Origin of the sequence: Pseudomonas sp. PDM27 (genome assembly GCF_019219205.1) — a bacterium.
Classification (GTDB): Bacteria; Pseudomonadota; Gammaproteobacteria; order Pseudomonadales; family Pseudomonadaceae; genus Aquipseudomonas; species Aquipseudomonas laurylsulfatiphila.
This window is the reverse complement of the sequence record NZ_JAHUWF010000018.1, coordinates 45,258-61,419: the sequence shown is the minus strand read 5'-3', so window position 1 is coordinate 61,419 and position 16,162 is coordinate 45,258. Positions and strand designations below refer to the sequence as shown.

Sequence of the window (16,162 nt, the reverse complement as noted above, 5' to 3'; positions counted from 1 at the left end):
AGCATCTCGGTATTGCGCGCCAGTTGTTCCACGTCCTCGGCCTGCTGGGACATTTCCGTCACCGAGTGCGCCAGCGCGGTGACGCCGCTGGCCATTTCCTCGGTGGCCGTGTGTTGCGAGGTGGCGCGCTCGGCCACCGCCTGGGTGGTGTCGCCCAGGTGCGTGGAGATCTGCATCAGCGTCGCGCTGCTGTGGCGGATCGACCCCACCAGGTCCCCCAGGCGCTGGATGAACTGGTTGAACGCCCCGGCCAGCTTGCCGGTTTCATCGCCGCTGCGTTGTTCGAAACGCAGGCCCAGTTCACCGCCCCAGGCCTGGATACCGACCGTCAGGCCCGACAGCGGACGAATCTGCCATGCCAGCAAATGCCAGAGCACAATGGCCAGCGCCAGCAGCGCCACCAGGCCGATGACCACCGCGGTATAGAGGAAGTGATTGATGCCGGCCATGGCTTCGGCCAGCGGATAGGCCACCATCAACGCCCAACTGTTCGGCGTCTTGCCGATGCGCACCGGTTGCAGCACATAGCCCCAGCCATCGCGCTCGAAATGATAGGGCTGGCCGGCCTTGATGGCGCTTTTGGCTTCAGCCGGCAAATCGTCGGCCGGTTGTGCCAGGCGCTTGGCATCGGGATGGCTGGCGTACAGCCCGTCGCTGGAGACCAGTGCACCGTAGCCTTTATAGGCATCGATTTTCGCCAACTGCCGGTTGATGTTTTCCAGCGGAATATCGACACCGGCCACACCCAGCGCTTTGCCACCCTGCAACAGTGGCGCCATGATCGATACCAGCATCACCTTCTGGCCGTTGCCCGTGCTGTAGACGTAGGGCTCGGTCGCCCATGCCTGACGGGTGTGCAGCGGCCGGTAGTAGTACTGGTTATCGGCATTCTCCGGAGCGTAACCGCTCAGCGGCTCGGACTTCACCGTGCCGTTCGCGCGATTCCAGTACGTCAGGTAACGGCCCGTGGCGTCGTGGTTCGGCTGGTTGACGAAGTCACTGTCCTTGCCGTCGAACGCATTGGCTTCCCAGTATTGCCCCAGGCCCAACAGGTTCGGATTGGCCTCGAGCAACTGGCGCGTCATGGCATCGGCAGCCCCACGCTCGACGTGCTGTTGCTGCATCGCCGTGGCGACACTGGCCAGCGACTCGGCCACGGTGAAACCGGCCCCCAGTTCAACTTCGACTTCCTTGGCATTGGCCTTGACGATGGTCTCGACCAGCGCAGAGGTTTCCTTTACCGACGTGCCATAAGCGATCCAGGCAATGGAGCCCAGGAGCAGCGCCATGACGACCACTGTTCCAGTCAGGGCCGTCCAGAACAACTTGAAGTGTAAAGAGCGGTTAGGCATGCACATTCTCTATTGGGCAAGGCGTCAGCCAGAGCGCCCAACGATGTGAATGCAGCTCCGCTGATCAGGGGATGATGTTGTTATGCCACTATATAGAGGCGCACCGTGACAGTGCAATGCAAATGACCGTTCGTCTGCCGCCAGAATGCGTCAGGGGAAACCGGGGGGCGGTGCTAGAGAATCCAGTTGAGCAGCAAGTGCGAGGCAATCCAGGGCGACGCCTGGGTCACTGCCCATGCCAGCAGGGCGCACACGAACAGGTAGCCCGCAAAGAACTTGACCATCGCGCTGTTACCCATGCAACCCTCCCGGCTTTACAGCCATACAGGGCGTTCAATGCGAATGCGTAGCCATTACGACGCCTGTCTCGCCCGTAAAGGATTCGATTGCCAGAATGGTGTGCAGTTCCATCGGCTGGGTCATTCACAGGCTGGCCCACCCGCTTTCATTCGACCTGCCCGGTCATCGGCGACGGCAGGTCAGAGCGCTCAAAGGGTCAACTCCATTGCCAGTACGGCGGACAACGTCAGCATCATCAACAACGCGATAACCATCAGACTCAACTGAGCGAGTTGCGTATAACGGTGTGTCGATCTTTTCGTGATCAGAGCAATGGATTTAGTCGTGGAAGCCATCACCAGTTCTCCCTTTTGCGCCGTACATGTAATAGCTCTCGCGTCATGCCGAATCAGGAAGCCCCGCCGTCTCCATGATGTCCGGGACGAAACCTGTTGCGGGTACCAAGGGGTTAAGCAACGAATGAGCCATCACTACGGGGCCAAGAAAAAGTCCACGTTAATGAACAAGCTGTTTGACGGTGTGCCAGGCGAGACGCAAGTTTGGTGAAAAAGGCCCGGTCAGGTGGGTGGAATACCCCATGTGTGGGGATAGCCGCGGCCCCATTTCTGTAGGAGCGAGCTTGCTCGCGATAAACCCGAGAGCGCCGCGGGGTGCCTGCCAACCCGCGTTATCGTTGACGACCATCGCGAGCAAGCTCGCTCCCACAGGGTTTGTGTTTTCGTCGGCGGCCAATGCCATCTGTAGGAGCGAGCTTGCTCGCGATAAACCTGAGAGCGCCGCGGGGTAACCGCCAACCCGCGTTATCGTTGACGACCATCGCGAGCAAGCTCGCTCCCACAGGGTTTGTGTTTTCGCCCGCGGCCAATGCCATCTGTAGGAGCGAGCCTGCTCGCGATAAACCCGAGAGCGCCGCGGGGCACCTGCCAACCCGCGTTCACTTCAGGTACCACCCCCAGGGTTCGCCGTTGTAGCGGGTGATCTGCTTGGTTTCCAGGTAATTGTTGTAGCCCCACTCCCCCAGTTCGCGACCGATGCCGCTCTGCTTGTAGCCGCCCCACGGCGCTTCGACGAAGGTCGGCTGCGAGCAGTTGACCCAGACGATACCGGCGCGAAATCCACGGGCGACCCGTTCGCAACGCGGGATATCCCGGGACATCACCGCTGCCGCCAGGCCGAACGGCGAGTCATTGGCCAAACGGATCGCTTCGGCTTCCGTGTCGAAGGCACGCAGGCACACCACCGGGCCGAAGATCTCCTCACGCCATACCGAGCTGTCCTCGGGGACATCGGCGAAAATCGCCGGCGTCAGGTAGTAACCCTTTTCCAGATTGCCCGGCCGGCCACCGCCCGACACCAGCCGCGCGCCCTCTTGCTGACCGGCTGCGATGGCCGCCAGCACCTTGTCCAGTTGCCCCTGGCTGACCAACGGCCCGAGTTTCACCCCCTCCTCGAAACCCTGGCCGATCTGAATCTGCTCGGTCGCAGCAATCAGGCGCTCGAGCAACGCCGGGTACAACCCGCGATCCACCAGCACCCGCGAAGTGGCTGAACAGACCTGGCCCTGGTTCCAGAAGATCCCGAACAGAATCCACTCCACGGCGGCTTCGATGTCGCTGTCGGCGAAGATCACGAAGGGTGATTTACCGCCCAGTTCCAGGCTGATGTTTTTGATGTCGTTGGCAGCCGCCTGCATGATCTTGCGCCCGGTCGGTACGCTGCCGGTGAAGGCGACTTTGTCGACATACGGGTGTTTGGCCAGCGGCGCGCCCGCCTCGCGTCCCAGACCCGTGATCACGTTCAGTACCCCGGCCGGCAACCCTGCCTTGTCGGCGATGCCGGCCAGTTCGAGGGCGGTCAATGGGGTCAGCTCCGATGGCTTGAGCACGACGGTGCAACCTGCCGCCAGCGCCGGGGCCACTTTCCACGAAGCCATCAGCATCGGGAAATTCCACGGGATGATCGCTGCGACCACACCGACCGGCTCCTTGATCACCGATGACGTGAAGCGCGCATCCGGCACATCGATCGCCTGTTCACCCTGTTGATCCGACTGCTCGGCCAACCCGGCATAGAAGTCGAAGCAACCGGCGGTGTCGGCGATGTCCCACAATGCTTCCGGCAATGGCTTGCCGTTGTCGCGCACTTCGATGGCGGCCAGTTCGTCCTGACGGCGGCGAATACCCTCGGCGATACGGCGCAGGACCTCGGCCCGTTGCGCGCCGGACCAGCGTGGCCAGTCCCCCTCATCAAACGCCGAACGCGCGGCCGCCACCGCCCGGTCGACGTCTTCGAACGTGGCAGAAGCGACCCGCGCCAGCACCGACTCGTCACTCGGATCGAGCGTATCGAAAACACCGCGTTGAACCGGGGCAACCCACTCGCCGCCGATGTACAACCGTTGATAGTCACCCATGGGACACTCCTTGATCCTGCGCTGCCGACGCTGCTGGTACAGCTGTTCGGCGACCTGCAATTGCTCGCGGTCATTGACCCCGAGCACATCGGTTTCCTCCACCTCCACGGCAGTCACCATCAGCCCCGCCTCGTTGGCCAGCGCCACCGCATCGGTGAGGTAATACTCGCCCTGGGCGTTGCGGTTGCCGATACGCTCCAGCAACCACAGGCAGGTATCGGCGCGCAGACCCATGACGCCGCCATTGCAGAAGTTGATGTCCAGCTCCTGCGGGCTCGCATCCCTGGCTTCGCGGATCGCCCGCAAACGCCCCTGCTCCACCAGCAGCCGCCCGTAGGGTCCCGGCCGCTGGGTGTGGAAACCCGCCACCGCCACCGCCGCGCCGTCCATCAACGCCCTGCGCAAGCGGTTCAAGGTCTGCGGGGTGATCAGGGGGGAATCGCCAAACAGCACCAGCACATAGCCCTGCTGCTGGACCTGCAAGGCCGGTCGGGCGGCGAGTACCGCATGGGCCGTGCCCCGTTGTTCGTGCTGGGTAAACACCTGTGCCGTCGGTGCGACCTGCTGCAGGTACTCAGCCACCTGCCCGCCGCCCGCGCCCACCACCACCGCCCGTTGCTCGATACCGGCCGCCTCCACCGCCGCCAGCACATGGCCGAGCAGCGGCCGGTTACCCACCGGGTGCAAGACCTTGGGCAGCGGCGACTGCATCCGCTTGCCCTGCCCGGCCGCGAGAATCACCGCCAGCGTCGACCCGCCCATGTTGTCACTCATCACGATCCTCCTGTGTGCATCCGGGCTTCAGGCCGGATCGCGATAGAACACATCGTCGGCGTAGGGATACCACCAGTCCTGAATCTTCGGCTGGTGATCGATGATGACCATTTTCGAGCGGCGGAACGCTTCCAGCCCCTGACGCCCGAGCTCACGCCCAAGGCCGGACATCTTCCAGCCACCGAACGGCAGCGCATCGTTGTCGATCAGCGGATTGTTGACCCAGACCATCCCCGCCTCGAGCCGCTCGGCGGCCTCCATGGCTTCGGCCAGGTCCGTGGAAAACAGCGAGGCCCCGAGGCCGAACGGCGAGTCGTTGGCCAGCCGCACCGCCTCATCGAAATCGCTGACCCGGCAGATCGCCGCCACCGGGCCAAAGCACTCTTCCTGAAGAATCGCCATGTCACCGGTCACGCCGGTGAGGATGGTCGGCTCATAGAACCAGCCGACCGTGTGCTGGGGTGGAATCCGCCCGCCACACACCACTTTCGCGCCCTTGGCCACGGCGTCATCGACCAGGCGCATGACTTTATTGCGGGCCGCTTCGCTGACCATCGGCCCGATCTCCGAGCGCTCCAGGCCATGGCCGATGCGCAGGGCGCGGGTGCGCTCGGCGAACTTCGCGACAAATTCGTCATGCACCTCGTCCACGACATACAAGCGCTCGGCCGACGTGCAGATCTGCCCACTGAGATGGAATGCAGCCGTCACTGCACCCGCCGCTGCGACATCCAGCGGCGCATGCCTCGAGATGATCAACGGATCGCTGCCACCGGCCTCGATGACGCAAGGCTTCATCCGTTCGGCACAGGCCACGGCCACCGCCTTGCCCGCCGCGACACTGCCGGTGAAGGCCACCGCGTGGGTCTGCGCCGACTGCACCAGCAGCTGCGCAGTCACCGCATCGCCCGGCACACAGGACACCAGTCCCGGCAACAACGCGCGGAAATGCTCCATGAACTTGAGGGTGCACAGGGTCGTCGCTTCCGCCGGCTTGATGAGGCAGGCATTGCCCGCCGCCAGCGACGCGGCGACCGTCCAGCACATCAGCAGGATCGGAAAGTTGAACGGCATGATGTGCACGCTGACGCCATAGGGCTCGTAGCGCACGTGCTGGAAGGAACCGATCTGCGTGGTGCCGGCGACCTTGCCGGCATCGTCCCGGGCCATTTCCGCGTAGTAGCGAAAGATCGGCGCGCAGTTGGCCAGTTCGCCCATGGCCTCGGGGAATGGCTTGCCCATCTCCAGGGTCATCAGGCGTGCGACTTCACGGTTGCACGCCAGGTTCTGCTCGATGGCATTGGCCAGTTGATGCAGGCGCGCGGCGCGGCTTTTGGCATCCACCAGGCGCCATTGTTTTTGCGCGGCGGTGGCGGCATCGATGGCGGCTTGCACATCGGCTTCGCCACACACGCCGACTTGCCCGACCGGTTGCAGGGTCGCCGGATCGAGCACCTGGCGCACGCGGCCATCGCTCAGCGGCAGGAACTCGGGGTTGATGAAACGCAAGGCAGAATCGCTGTTAAAAGTGGCCATGGGATGATCCTTGAACCAATCGATAAGGGGTTTGACGCAATATCGCCAGGGTCGTGGCGGGCAGTTCTTCTCGCCAGCCCGGCACATGCCGGTCGAGCCACTGGCGCAGGGGCGCAAAGGCCTCGGCCTCCAGGGCGCGGACAAACAGATCCAGGGTGCGCGGCAGGTGCGCCAGGTAACCGTGCTTGCCGTCACGGCCGGCCAGGCGCACGAAAATCCCCAGCACCTTGGCGTGACGCTGGGCGGCCAGGCGCCGGTAGTCTTCGAGAAAACGCAACGCGTCCAGCTCCGGGCGCTGCAACAGGTAATGGCTGATCAGTGCCTCACGCAACGCCTCGGGCACATCGCGCCGGGCGTCTTCGAGCAGCGACATCAGGTCATAGGCCGCCGCCCCGGCCAGGGCGTCCTGGAAATCCAGCAAGCCGCAGGCGGCGACACCTTCGCGGCCTTGCAGCAGCATCAGGTTGTCGACGTGAAAGTCGCGCAACACCAGGGCTTCGCGACGCTGGGCAACGTCACCACAAGCCTCGGCGAACAGCGCCAGATACTCTTCGCGCAGACCCTGTGCCGCCTCTTTGCCGACGAGTAAAGGCACGTACCAGTCGATGAACAGCGCGCACTCGTCCGCCAGTCGCTGCGCGTCGTAAGGCGCCAGTTCCGCCGCGGGCGCTGCGCGATGCAAGGCCACCAGCGTATCGACCGCCAGGTGATACAATGCCGACTCCGAATGCCCGGCCAGCAGCAGCCGGGTGTAGGTGTCGTGACCGAAATCCTCGATCAGCGCCAGCCCCGCCACTTCATCTACTTGCAGCAAGGCCGGCGCGGACAGCCCCAGCCCTTGCAACTGCCGGGCGATGCGCACAAAGGGGCCGATGGGTTCGCTCTGGGGCGGCGAATCCATCAGCAACAGGCCGGCGCCGTCCAGGCGGAAATAGCGCCGGGTCGAAGCATCCGCCGGCAAGGCCACCAGCGGGGCCCCAGCGAAACCGGCGCGTGCCAGAAAGGCGGCGCGCTGGTCTTCACGGGTTGGCGATGACGCCAGTGCATCTGTCATGGCAGTCACCGGATCATGTAGACCTTTTTGATGGTCTCGTGGACGGTGCACACACCCTTCCAGTCCTTGCCGAAGAAGGCGGCGGTGTCAGGCTTGATCTCGATCACTTCGCCGGACTCGTGGACGTAGGTGCAGCGGCCTTCAAGGAAGTGGCAGAACTCGTCGCTGGTGACATGGCAAAACCACTTGCCCGGGGTGCAGATCCAGATGCCGCATTCGGACTGGCCTTCGGGGCCTTTGTGCAGCACCACGCCGGAAACACGGGATTCGCCTTCGAGCATGGTCGGGATCACACCCCAATCCTTGACGTCGGTGATGCTCAGCGGGTCGTACAGAAACGGGGTAGTCATTCATCTTCTCCAAAAAATTCCGTTGGCCCAATGCCGATCAGATAAGGGTTGGAACACCGCGATCCTTGTGGGAGCGAGCTTGCTCGCGATGGCGGCGGGTCAGTCAACATTGATGCTGAATGTTATTGCGCCATCGCGAGCAAGCTCGCTCCCACAAAGGGCAGGCTCAAGCCAGCATGTACACGTTGCGCAAGGTTTCCCGGACGTCGCATTCACCGGTCCAGCCGGCCGGGAACAGCACCAGGGTGTTGGGCCGTACTTCGATCACTTCGCCGTTGTCGTTGCGGTAAGTGGCGTGCCCGGCGATGAAGTGGCACAGCTCGTCCCGGGGAATCGACAGCCGCCAGCGCCCGGGGGTGCAGACCCACAACCCGGTTTCCGGGCTGTTGTTCGGGCCCTTGAACAGCAAGCGGCCGCTGGAGTGCGAGACGCCTTCGACGGCGTCGCTCTGCACGCCCCAGTCCACCAGGTCGGTGCGGCTGCTGACGGCTTCGAGGTACGGCGTGATACCCGCCGTGGTGGATGAATCAGGCATCGTTGAGCACCTTGTCGAGAATCGCGGCCGCGTCTTGCGGCCCTTTGCGGGATTGCATCTGCGCGCTGGTGCGCTGCAGGCGTTGGCGCATGGCCTCGTCGTTGAGGCAGGCGTGGAGTTTTTGTGCGAGCTGTTCTTCGCTCCATTCGTAGCGGTCGAGCTTGAAACCGTGGCCGCTTTCTTCGGCGCGCATGGCGTTGTCGTGGCCGTCCCAGACGTAGGACATGACGATCGCCGGTTTGCCGAAAAACAGGCACTCGGTGAAGCTGTTGTTGCCACCGTGATGGATCACCGCGTCGACCTGGGCGATCACCGACGGCTGCGGGAACCAGTTGGAAATCTGCACGTTGTCCGGCAGGTCGGTGTATTCGTCGAGGTGCTCGCCGACGTTGAACAACGCCCGGTAAGGCAGCTTGCCTACCGCCTCGATCAGGCGCTTGAGCAACTCGACATCGCCGGAACCGAGGCTGCCGAAGCTGGCGTACAGCAGCGGCTTGTCGTTGTGGGCGCGGAACGGTGGAATTTCGTACGGCGTGTCGTGGCGCACGCAGCCTTGCAGGTAATGGAAACGCTCGGCCGGCAACGGATTGCGGCGGTCGAACTTGACCGCGTCCGGGTACAGCAGCAGGTTCATGAAGGGCGAGGCTTCAAAGAAGGTGCCCAGCGGATAAGGCGCTTCACCGTGGGCCTGGAGGAACCGATTGAAGTCCTCGTGGATCGGCCCCACCACTTCCTCGAAGCGCTGGCGAAATTGCGCGTGGCCGGCCTTGTCGTCGATGCTCATGCCCGACAGGTGCGGCGGGATATCCGGGTCTTCGATCTCGTTTTCCGAGCAGGAAATGATCCGCACCCACGGCTTGCCGTATTGCTTGATCGCCGGGAACAGGATCACGTTGTCGACGCAGATCAGGTCGGGCTTGACCTTGTCCAGCACCGCCGGCAGGTCCTTTTGCGCCCACTTGGCGGTTTCGACGATGGCCGCCCAGCACTCCTTGACGTAGTTGTCGATCTGCTCCAGCGGCGACTTGCGGAAATTCGGGATGTGGCCGTTGATGAAGTCGACCCAGTAGCGGGCCATTTCTTCGGCCGGCATCGGTGCCGACATGTTGACCATGTGCTCCTCGAAACCATAACCGGCGTAGACACCGCTCATGCCCGGGTCGGTGAGGAACACCGCCTTATGGCCCAGGGCTTCACACGCCTGGGCGATACCCACTGAGTTCAGCGCCGGGCCGTAGGCGGCTTCGGGGAAGAATGCGATCACTTTCTGTTTCATCGAGTGCTGCTCCTGCCTGGTCTTTTTATTGTTCAGCGTGTCAATACGCGGGCATGCCGGGCCTGCCAGCCCAGCCGGATGGTCGTGTCGATTGCAAAATGGGCGAATTCAAACTGTGAGGACGGCACGCGCACGATCAGCGGTTTGTCGCTGAGGGCGGTCTGCACGTGCAGGTTGGTGTCCAGGCCGTGGTAGGCGACTTCGACGATTTTTCCGCTGACCTGATTCGGGCAATCGCTGCCCTGCTCCGTCAGCACTTGCAGGCGCTCGGGGCGCACCACCACGGCGACGGACTGGCCGGACACCAGCGGCGCGTCGGTTTCCACGCTCAACTCCTGGCCATTCACGCGCACCGAATGCTGGCCCGAGCGCACGCCTTCGAGCAGGTTGCTGACGCCGATGAAGTTGGCGACAAACCGGCTGTTGGGGTTCTCGTACAGCTCCGACGGACTGCCGCACTGGCACACCTTGCCGCCGTCGAGCACCGCCATGCGATCGGACATCACCAGCGCTTCTTCCTGATCGTGGGTGACGATGATGAAGGTGATGCCGCTTTCGTGTTGCAGGCGCTTGAGTTCCAGCTGCATCTTTTCCCGTAGTTTTTTGTCGAGGGCGCCCAAGGGCTCGTCGAGCAGCAGCACCCGTGGACGCTTGACCAGCGCCCGGGCCAGTGCCACCCGCTGACGCTGGCCGCCGGACAGCTGATCGGGCTTGCGCTCGGCCAGCTCACCCAGCTGCGCAGTGCTCAGCACCTCATCGACCCGCCGGCGGATTTCGCTTTCGGGCAGGCGCTCCATTTCCAGGCCGTAGGCGATGTTCTTGCGCACGGTCATGTTGGGGAACAGCGCATAGGACTGGAACATCAGGTTCAGCGGACGCTTGTTGGCCGGCAGCGGCGAGATGTCATTGCCGTCCAGGTAGATGCAGCCACCGCTGGGGGTCTCGAAACCGGCGAGCATGCGCAGCAGCGTGGTCTTGCCACAGCCGGACGGCCCGAGCAGCGCGAAGAACTCGTTCTCGCGGATGCTCAGCGACACCTCGTTGACCGCCAGGCCGTTGCCATAAGACTTGCTGACCTTGTCCAGGATCAATACCGCAGATGAATTATTCATGGGTGCGAGGAGCCTTGTTGAGACGCTGCGAAGCCAGCAGCGCGGTGATGCTGACCAGCATCACCAGCGTCGCCAGAGCGTTGATTTCCGGGGTGACGCCGAAGCGGATCATGGCGTAGATCTGCATGGGCAACGTGGTCGAAGCCTGGCCGGAGCCTGAGTTGAAAAAGGCGATGATGAATTCGTCCACTGACAGGGTGAACGAGAGCAATCCACCGGCCAGCACGCCGGGGAAAATCACCGGCAGCAGCACCCGTCGGAAGGTGGTGAACCAGCTCGCGCCGAGGTCGATCGAAGCTTCGAGGATCGAATAGTCGAAGTGCTTGAGCCGCGTGCGCACCACCGCGCAGACGAAGGCGATGTTGAACACGGCGTGGCTGATGATGATCGAGTGCAGGCCCAGTCCAACCTTGAGCAGGTTGAAGAAGCTCAGCAGCGCAATCGCCAGCACGATGTCGGGAATGATCATCGGCGCCATCAGCAAGGTGTCGACCACCTGGCCCTTGTCATTGCCCTTGCGGCGCAACTCGATGCCCAGCGCGAGGAACGTGCCGAGCACACAGGCAATGAAGGTGGCCGACAAGGCGACGATCAGGGTGTTGAGCGCCGCCGACAGGATCGCCGTGTTGTGCGCCAGCGCCGCGTACCACTTCAGCGACAGGCCGCCCCAGGCGGTGGGCAACCCGGACTTGTTGAACGACAGCAGGATCAACACAAGGATCGGTATATAAAGGAAGGCGTACACCAGCCCCAGGTGCGAACCCAGCACGGTGGCGCTGACAGAACGTGGCTGACTCATGAGCGCGCCCCTTCTGCACGACGGGCCACCAGGGCCTGGATGAACAACAGGATCAACATGATCGCGATCAGGAAGAAGCTCAGCGCCGCACCGAACGGCCAGTCCCGCGCCGTGAGGAACTGCGAATAGATCAGGTTGCCGACCATCTGCACCTGCTTGCCGCCCAGCAGGTCGGCGGTAATGAAGTTGCCGATGCTCAGCACGAAGACAAACACCGCACCGGCGGCGATACCCGGCACGCTCAGCGGCAGGATGATCCGGCGAAAGGTCATCCAGCCCGAGGCGCCGAGGTCTTTCGAGGCGTCCCACAGTTCGTTGTTGATCCGCGACAGCGACGAGAAAATCGCCAGGATCACAAAGGGGATGTAGTTGTAGACCAGCCCCAACACCACGGACGACTCGGTGTACAGCAGGCTGATGGGTTCGCCGCTGTAGCCGAGCATTTGCAGCAGACGGTTGATCAGGCCTTCGCGGTTGAGCAGGACGATCCAGGCGTAGGTGCGGATCAGGTAATTGCTCCAGAACGGCAGCATCACCAGGAACAGGTACACCGCCTGGCGCCGCCGTGGCGCCCGGGCAATCGCATAGGCTGCCGGGTAGCCGATCAACACCGCGAACACCGTGGCCAGCCCGGCGATTTTCGCCGACTTGAGCAGGATGCCCAGGTACAGCGGATCGAACGCGCGCTGATAGTTTTCCCAGGTGAACAACCAGTCGATGCCACCGTAGGCACCGCGTTCGACGAAGCTGTAGACCAGCACCAGCAGGCACGGAATCACCAGGAACATCAGCAGCCAGCCAAAGCCGGGCGCAAGAAGCCAGGCCGACAGACGCCTGTCAGCATGCAAAGCACTCATTAACCCTATCCTCCCGCCTCAGGACAGAGGCGGCTTGCGAGCGTGGCGAGGCATGCCGGGCATGCCTCGGATCGACGTGGCGTTAGTTCTGCGCCGCCATGATTTCGGTGACGGCGCGGGTGTAGGCCTTTTGCGTGGTGCCGCCCAGGTCGCGCAATTGCTCCATTTTCAGCAGCTCGGCGGGGGCGATGGTCAGGTTGGGGTATTGCTTGAGCAGGTCCGCGGACAACCCGGCCATGGCCGCCTGGTTGGGGACTTTGTAGAGGATGTTTTCAGCGACCCAGGCGTGGTTTTCCTTGGCCAGCATGAAATTGATGAACTTGAAGGCCTGGTCCTGGTGCTTCGAACTCTTGAGCACCACCATGGTGTCCACCCACAGGTCGGAACCTTCCTTGGGCACCACGAACTTGATCGCCGCGTTGGCCTGGGTGCCGTAGTTGCACCAGCCGTCCCAGGCGTGGGCCATCAGCGATTCGCCGGAAGCGAGCTTGGAATAGAAGGTGGTGTCGTCGAAGGACAGAATGCGTTTTTTGGTGGCGATCAACTGGTCGCGAACCGCGGCGATCTGTGCCGGGTCGCTGTCATTGACTGACCAGCCCTTGGCGAGGAAACCGGCGCCGAGCATCCAGCGGTCGGTGGCCAGCATCGTCACTTTGCCCTTGAGGGCATCGCTCGGGTTAAGCAGCTCGTTCCAGCTTTGCGGCGCCGGCGTCACCTTGTCGGAGCGATAGCAGATGCCCGTGGTGCCCCAGGTGTAAGGCACGGAGAACTGGTTGCCCTGGTCATATTCCAGGTGAGTGGCTTCGGGGTAGAGGTTTTTCAGGTTGGGGACTTTGACCGGATCGATGTCCGCCAGCAGCCCCTGCTTGTGCAGGACTTCGGCGAAGGGCGAGGAGACGAACACCACGTCGTAACCTTCACCGCCGGAGGCCATCAGCTTACCCATGATTTCTTCGTTGGTGGCGTGCAGCGCCTTGTCGACCTCCACACCGCTGGCAGCCTTGAACTTCTCCAGCGCATCCGGGGCCATGTAGCCGTCCCAGATGGAAATCACCATGTCTTTCGCACTTGCAGCCTGTGAGGCGATCGCCAGGGAAACGGCCAATCCCGCGCACAGAAGATCATTCAGCTTGCTCATAAATACTCACCCGACGATTGTTTATTGTTGTGTTCGAAGGCAGTACGGCAAAACGAGAAACGATTGCTGGTGTTTTTTTTTAGAAATTAGGACCAGTATCAAAAGATGTCAACGCCTTTTTCCGATTCCTCACCCTGTAGGTGCTGCCGAAGGCTGCGATCTTTTGATCTTGATCTTTAAAAACAAGATCAAAAGATCGCAGCCTTCGGCAACTCCTACAGAGGAATGCGCGTTACCACAGGACCATTGAGCGGCGCATGGCATAAGATGAGCACCTGATTCGCCAGCGACCGAACCGAGATAAGACGCTTGAGCACAACAGCCGAGAAAAAACCCCGCACCAACCACCTGGAACTCGCCCGGCGAATTCTGGAGCACACCCAGGAAAGCGGCCTGGTGGCCGGCGACCCGGTGGCCGAACAGGCCCTGGCGCGCACGTTCCAGGTGTCGCGCACGCTGATTCGCGGCGCGCTGAAAGTACTGTTGGAAGAAAACCTGCTGAGCCACGAAGCCGGCAAGGGCTACCGATTGCTGGCATCGCCGGCGGGCCAGGCCTTCAACGCCGCCCTGCCCCAGGCCGAGGAAGAAGAACTGGCCGCCTCGGTGCTGCGTGACCGCATGGCCGGGCGCCTGGGCGACAGCATCAGCATCAGCGAACTGATGCGCCGCTACGACATCGGCCGGCCGGCGGCGCAAAAGGCTTTGCAGCAACTGAGCGAAAGCCAGGCCATCGAGCGCGGCCCCGGCCAGTCCTGGTTGTTTCGTCCGTCGCTGAACAGCCTGGCCGCCCTCGAAGAAAGCCTGAAATTCCGTCTGATCCTCGAGCCCGAAGCCTTGCTCAGCCCGAGCTTCAACGCCGACCCGCAACGCCTGGCGCTGTTGCGCAGCGCCATGCAAAGCCTGCTCGCCCGCCCCGTGGAAGACTTCGATCTGCAGCAGTTTCGCGAGCTGGACATCAGCTTCCACGAACTGCTGGCCCAGAGCTGCGGCAACCGATTCATCAGCGACGCCCTGCTCCAGCATCAGGGCTTGCGCCGCTTGCCGAACCTGCTGCCATCGGTCAGCGTGCACCGCCTGCAAGAGGCCCTGCGCGAACACCTGCAAATCATCGCGCAGATCGAACGCGGGCAGATGGAGATCGCCGCCGACCTGCTGCGCCTGCACCTGCGCCTGAGCGCCGCGCAACGCCCGCAAACCGCCAACCGGGGCATTCCGCAAAGCCATCTGTTTGGACGCCGTTAAGCGCCACGCAAAAACATGATGATTTTTTTTTGAAAATAAGACAGCATCAAAAACACCTTCAGGAGCGGCGGGTCTGACCCGCCATGGACAGTCCTCGCCATGCAAAAACAAAAACTGATCGCCCTGTTTCCGGAAGCCAGTTTCGGCGCGGCCTTGAACTGCATTGGTATCGCTCAGTCGCTGCGTGAGCTGGGCGCCAGGCCGGTGTTCATCTGCCACGAGCATTTCCAGGGGCTGTTCGCCGAGTACGGCTTCGACGAATACCCGATTCCGCAAGTGAGCCCGTTGTCGGCGGCGGAACACCAGCACTACTGGGAACGCTTCATCGAGCGCAGTATTCCCTACTTCGACCAGACCCCGCTGGCGCAGATCGACAGCTACGTGGCGCCCGCCTGGGAAGCCATCATCGACACCGCCATCGAAGCGGAAAAACCCTTGCAGCAGTTGCTCGGCCGCCTCAAGCCCGACGTGATCGTGCTCGACAACGTGGTGATGTTCCCGGCCATCGCCAACGCCGGCTGCCCCTGGGTGCGGGTGGTGTCCTGCGCCGAGACCGAACTGCCGGATGCCGCCGTTCCACCGTACCTCTCCGGCTGCCTGGCCAGTGACACCGAAGCCTGCGAGCGTTACTCCGAGCACTACCTCAAAGCGGTCGCACCGGCCCATGAACGCTTTTCGCAGTTTCTCCTCGGCAACCATACGGCGCCCTGTCCGGCGGGGCAGTTCCTCACCGATTCACCCTGGCTCAACCTGCTGCTGTCGCCGACGCCTGTGCGTTATGAACGCCGGCAGCCGCTCGACCCGCAGCGCTACGTCTACCTCGACGGCTGCGTACGCCGCGAAGCGCCGTACATCGTCCCGGACTTTCCACGGCACAACGACGCACCGCTGATCTACCTCAGCTTCGGCAGCCTCGGCGCCGCCGACACCGGGATGATGAAACGCCTGATCAGCACGATCGAGACCTTGCCCTATCGCTTCCTGGTCAACGTCGGCGCCTACCGCGACATGTACACCACCGTGCCGGACAACGTGTACCTCGACAGCTGGTTTGCCCAGCCGGCCGTGCTCAAGGAATGCGATGTGTTCATCCATCACGGCGGCAACAACAGCTTCTGCGAGGCGCTGTACTTCGGCTTGCCGTCGCTGATCATTCCGTATTGCTGGGACGGTCACGACAACGCCGCCCGCGCCGAGGAAGTCGGCGTCGGCCGCTACCTGCCGCGCTTCGCCGATCCCCTGGCCGCCCTGCCCGGCGCCCTCGAACAACTGCTGGCCGACCAACCGATGAAGCAACGCCTCGCCTCGTTCAGTGAGCGCATGCAGGCGACCCGCGGCACCGACATTGCCGCCCGCGCGATCCTAGACCTCTAGCCATAACAACAAAAACTGTCGGGCAACCGAACGCAATCGTCGCTGCCCGA

13 protein-coding genes and 2 pseudogenes are annotated in these 16,162 nt (G+C 62.7%); 2 read left to right on the top strand and 13 right to left on the bottom strand.

Annotated features, from left to right (window positions below; genetic code table 11):
- Nucleotides 1–230: 230 nt before the first annotated feature.
- The 13 genes and pseudogenes from KW838_RS30025 to KW838_RS27725 form a co-directional block, all read right to left on the bottom strand.
- A pseudogene (locus tag KW838_RS30025) lies at nucleotides 231–1,085 on the bottom strand (cache domain-containing protein); the annotation flags it as partial.
- A 440-nt stretch (nucleotides 1,086–1,525) separates the two neighbouring features.
- Nucleotides 1,526–1,651 carry a hypothetical protein gene (locus KW838_RS29690; protein WP_256358990.1) on the bottom strand — a complete coding sequence of 42 codons (126 nt, stop codon included), beginning with the start codon at nucleotides 1,649–1,651 and terminating at the stop codon, nucleotides 1,526–1,528.
- Nucleotides 1,652–2,586: 935 nt separating this feature from the next.
- Entirely contained in the window at nucleotides 2,587–4,065 is a 1,479-nt protein-coding gene (locus KW838_RS27770; protein ID WP_256358994.1) for an aldehyde dehydrogenase family protein, read from the bottom strand.
- Between the two features lie 294 nt (nucleotides 4,066–4,359).
- Nucleotides 4,360–4,827 (bottom strand): annotated as a pseudogene (locus KW838_RS29685) (NTP transferase domain-containing protein); the annotation flags it as partial.
- A gap of 39 nt (nucleotides 4,828–4,866) precedes the next feature.
- Nucleotides 4,867–6,375 carry an aldehyde dehydrogenase gene (locus tag KW838_RS27765; protein WP_218504189.1) on the bottom strand — a complete coding sequence of 503 codons (1,509 nt, stop codon included), beginning with the start codon at nucleotides 6,373–6,375 and terminating at the stop codon, nucleotides 4,867–4,869.
- On the bottom strand, nucleotides 6,362–7,429 hold the full coding sequence (locus tag KW838_RS27760) for an aminoglycoside phosphotransferase family protein (protein WP_218504188.1): 1,068 nt from the start codon (nucleotides 7,427–7,429) through the stop codon (nucleotides 6,362–6,364). Before KW838_RS27760 ends, KW838_RS27765 begins: the two co-directional genes overlap by 14 nt.
- 5 nt (nucleotides 7,430–7,434) lie before the next feature.
- Complete coding sequence (locus KW838_RS27755) at nucleotides 7,435–7,779, bottom strand: cupin domain-containing protein (protein ID WP_007976122.1); 345 nt, start codon at nucleotides 7,777–7,779, stop codon at nucleotides 7,435–7,437.
- Nucleotides 7,780–7,945: 166 nt separating this feature from the next.
- Complete coding sequence (locus KW838_RS27750; RefSeq protein ID WP_053161121.1) at nucleotides 7,946–8,314, bottom strand: cupin domain-containing protein; 369 nt, start codon at nucleotides 8,312–8,314, stop codon at nucleotides 7,946–7,948.
- Nucleotides 8,307–9,590, bottom strand: a complete 1,284-nt coding sequence (locus tag KW838_RS27745; RefSeq protein ID WP_218504187.1) for a glycosyltransferase — start codon at nucleotides 9,588–9,590, stop codon at nucleotides 8,307–8,309. The genes KW838_RS27750 and KW838_RS27745 overlap by 8 nt, the downstream gene beginning before the upstream one ends.
- A 32-nt stretch (nucleotides 9,591–9,622) precedes the next feature.
- Nucleotides 9,623–10,702 (bottom strand): ABC transporter ATP-binding protein, encoded by a 1,080-nt coding sequence (locus KW838_RS27740; RefSeq protein ID WP_007976116.1) that lies wholly within the window; start codon nucleotides 10,700–10,702, stop codon nucleotides 9,623–9,625.
- Nucleotides 10,695–11,501: an ABC transporter permease gene (locus KW838_RS27735; protein ID WP_218504186.1), complete on the bottom strand. Its 807-nt coding sequence runs from the start codon at nucleotides 11,499–11,501 to the stop codon at nucleotides 10,695–10,697. The genes KW838_RS27740 and KW838_RS27735 overlap by 8 nt, the downstream gene beginning before the upstream one ends.
- Nucleotides 11,498–12,358 carry an ABC transporter permease gene (locus tag KW838_RS27730; protein ID WP_056727353.1) on the bottom strand — a complete coding sequence of 287 codons (861 nt, stop codon included), beginning with the start codon at nucleotides 12,356–12,358 and terminating at the stop codon, nucleotides 11,498–11,500. The genes KW838_RS27735 and KW838_RS27730 overlap by 4 nt, the downstream gene beginning before the upstream one ends.
- A gap of 82 nt (nucleotides 12,359–12,440) precedes the next feature.
- Nucleotides 12,441–13,496: a spermidine/putrescine ABC transporter substrate-binding protein gene (locus KW838_RS27725; RefSeq protein WP_102702764.1), complete on the bottom strand. Its 1,056-nt coding sequence runs from the start codon at nucleotides 13,494–13,496 to the stop codon at nucleotides 12,441–12,443.
- Between the two features lie 309 nt (nucleotides 13,497–13,805).
- Here KW838_RS27725 and KW838_RS27720 point away from each other — a divergent pair, with 309 nt between their 5' ends.
- Together KW838_RS27720 and KW838_RS27715 are read left to right on the top strand one after the other, a co-directional pair.
- Nucleotides 13,806–14,738: a GntR family transcriptional regulator gene (locus KW838_RS27720; protein ID WP_015095624.1), complete on the top strand. Its 933-nt coding sequence runs from the start codon at nucleotides 13,806–13,808 to the stop codon at nucleotides 14,736–14,738.
- Nucleotides 14,739–14,837: 99 nt separating this feature from the next.
- Nucleotides 14,838–16,112, top strand: a complete 1,275-nt coding sequence (locus KW838_RS27715) for a glycosyltransferase (RefSeq protein WP_218504185.1) — start codon at nucleotides 14,838–14,840, stop codon at nucleotides 16,110–16,112.
- Nucleotides 16,113–16,162 lie beyond the last annotated feature (50 nt).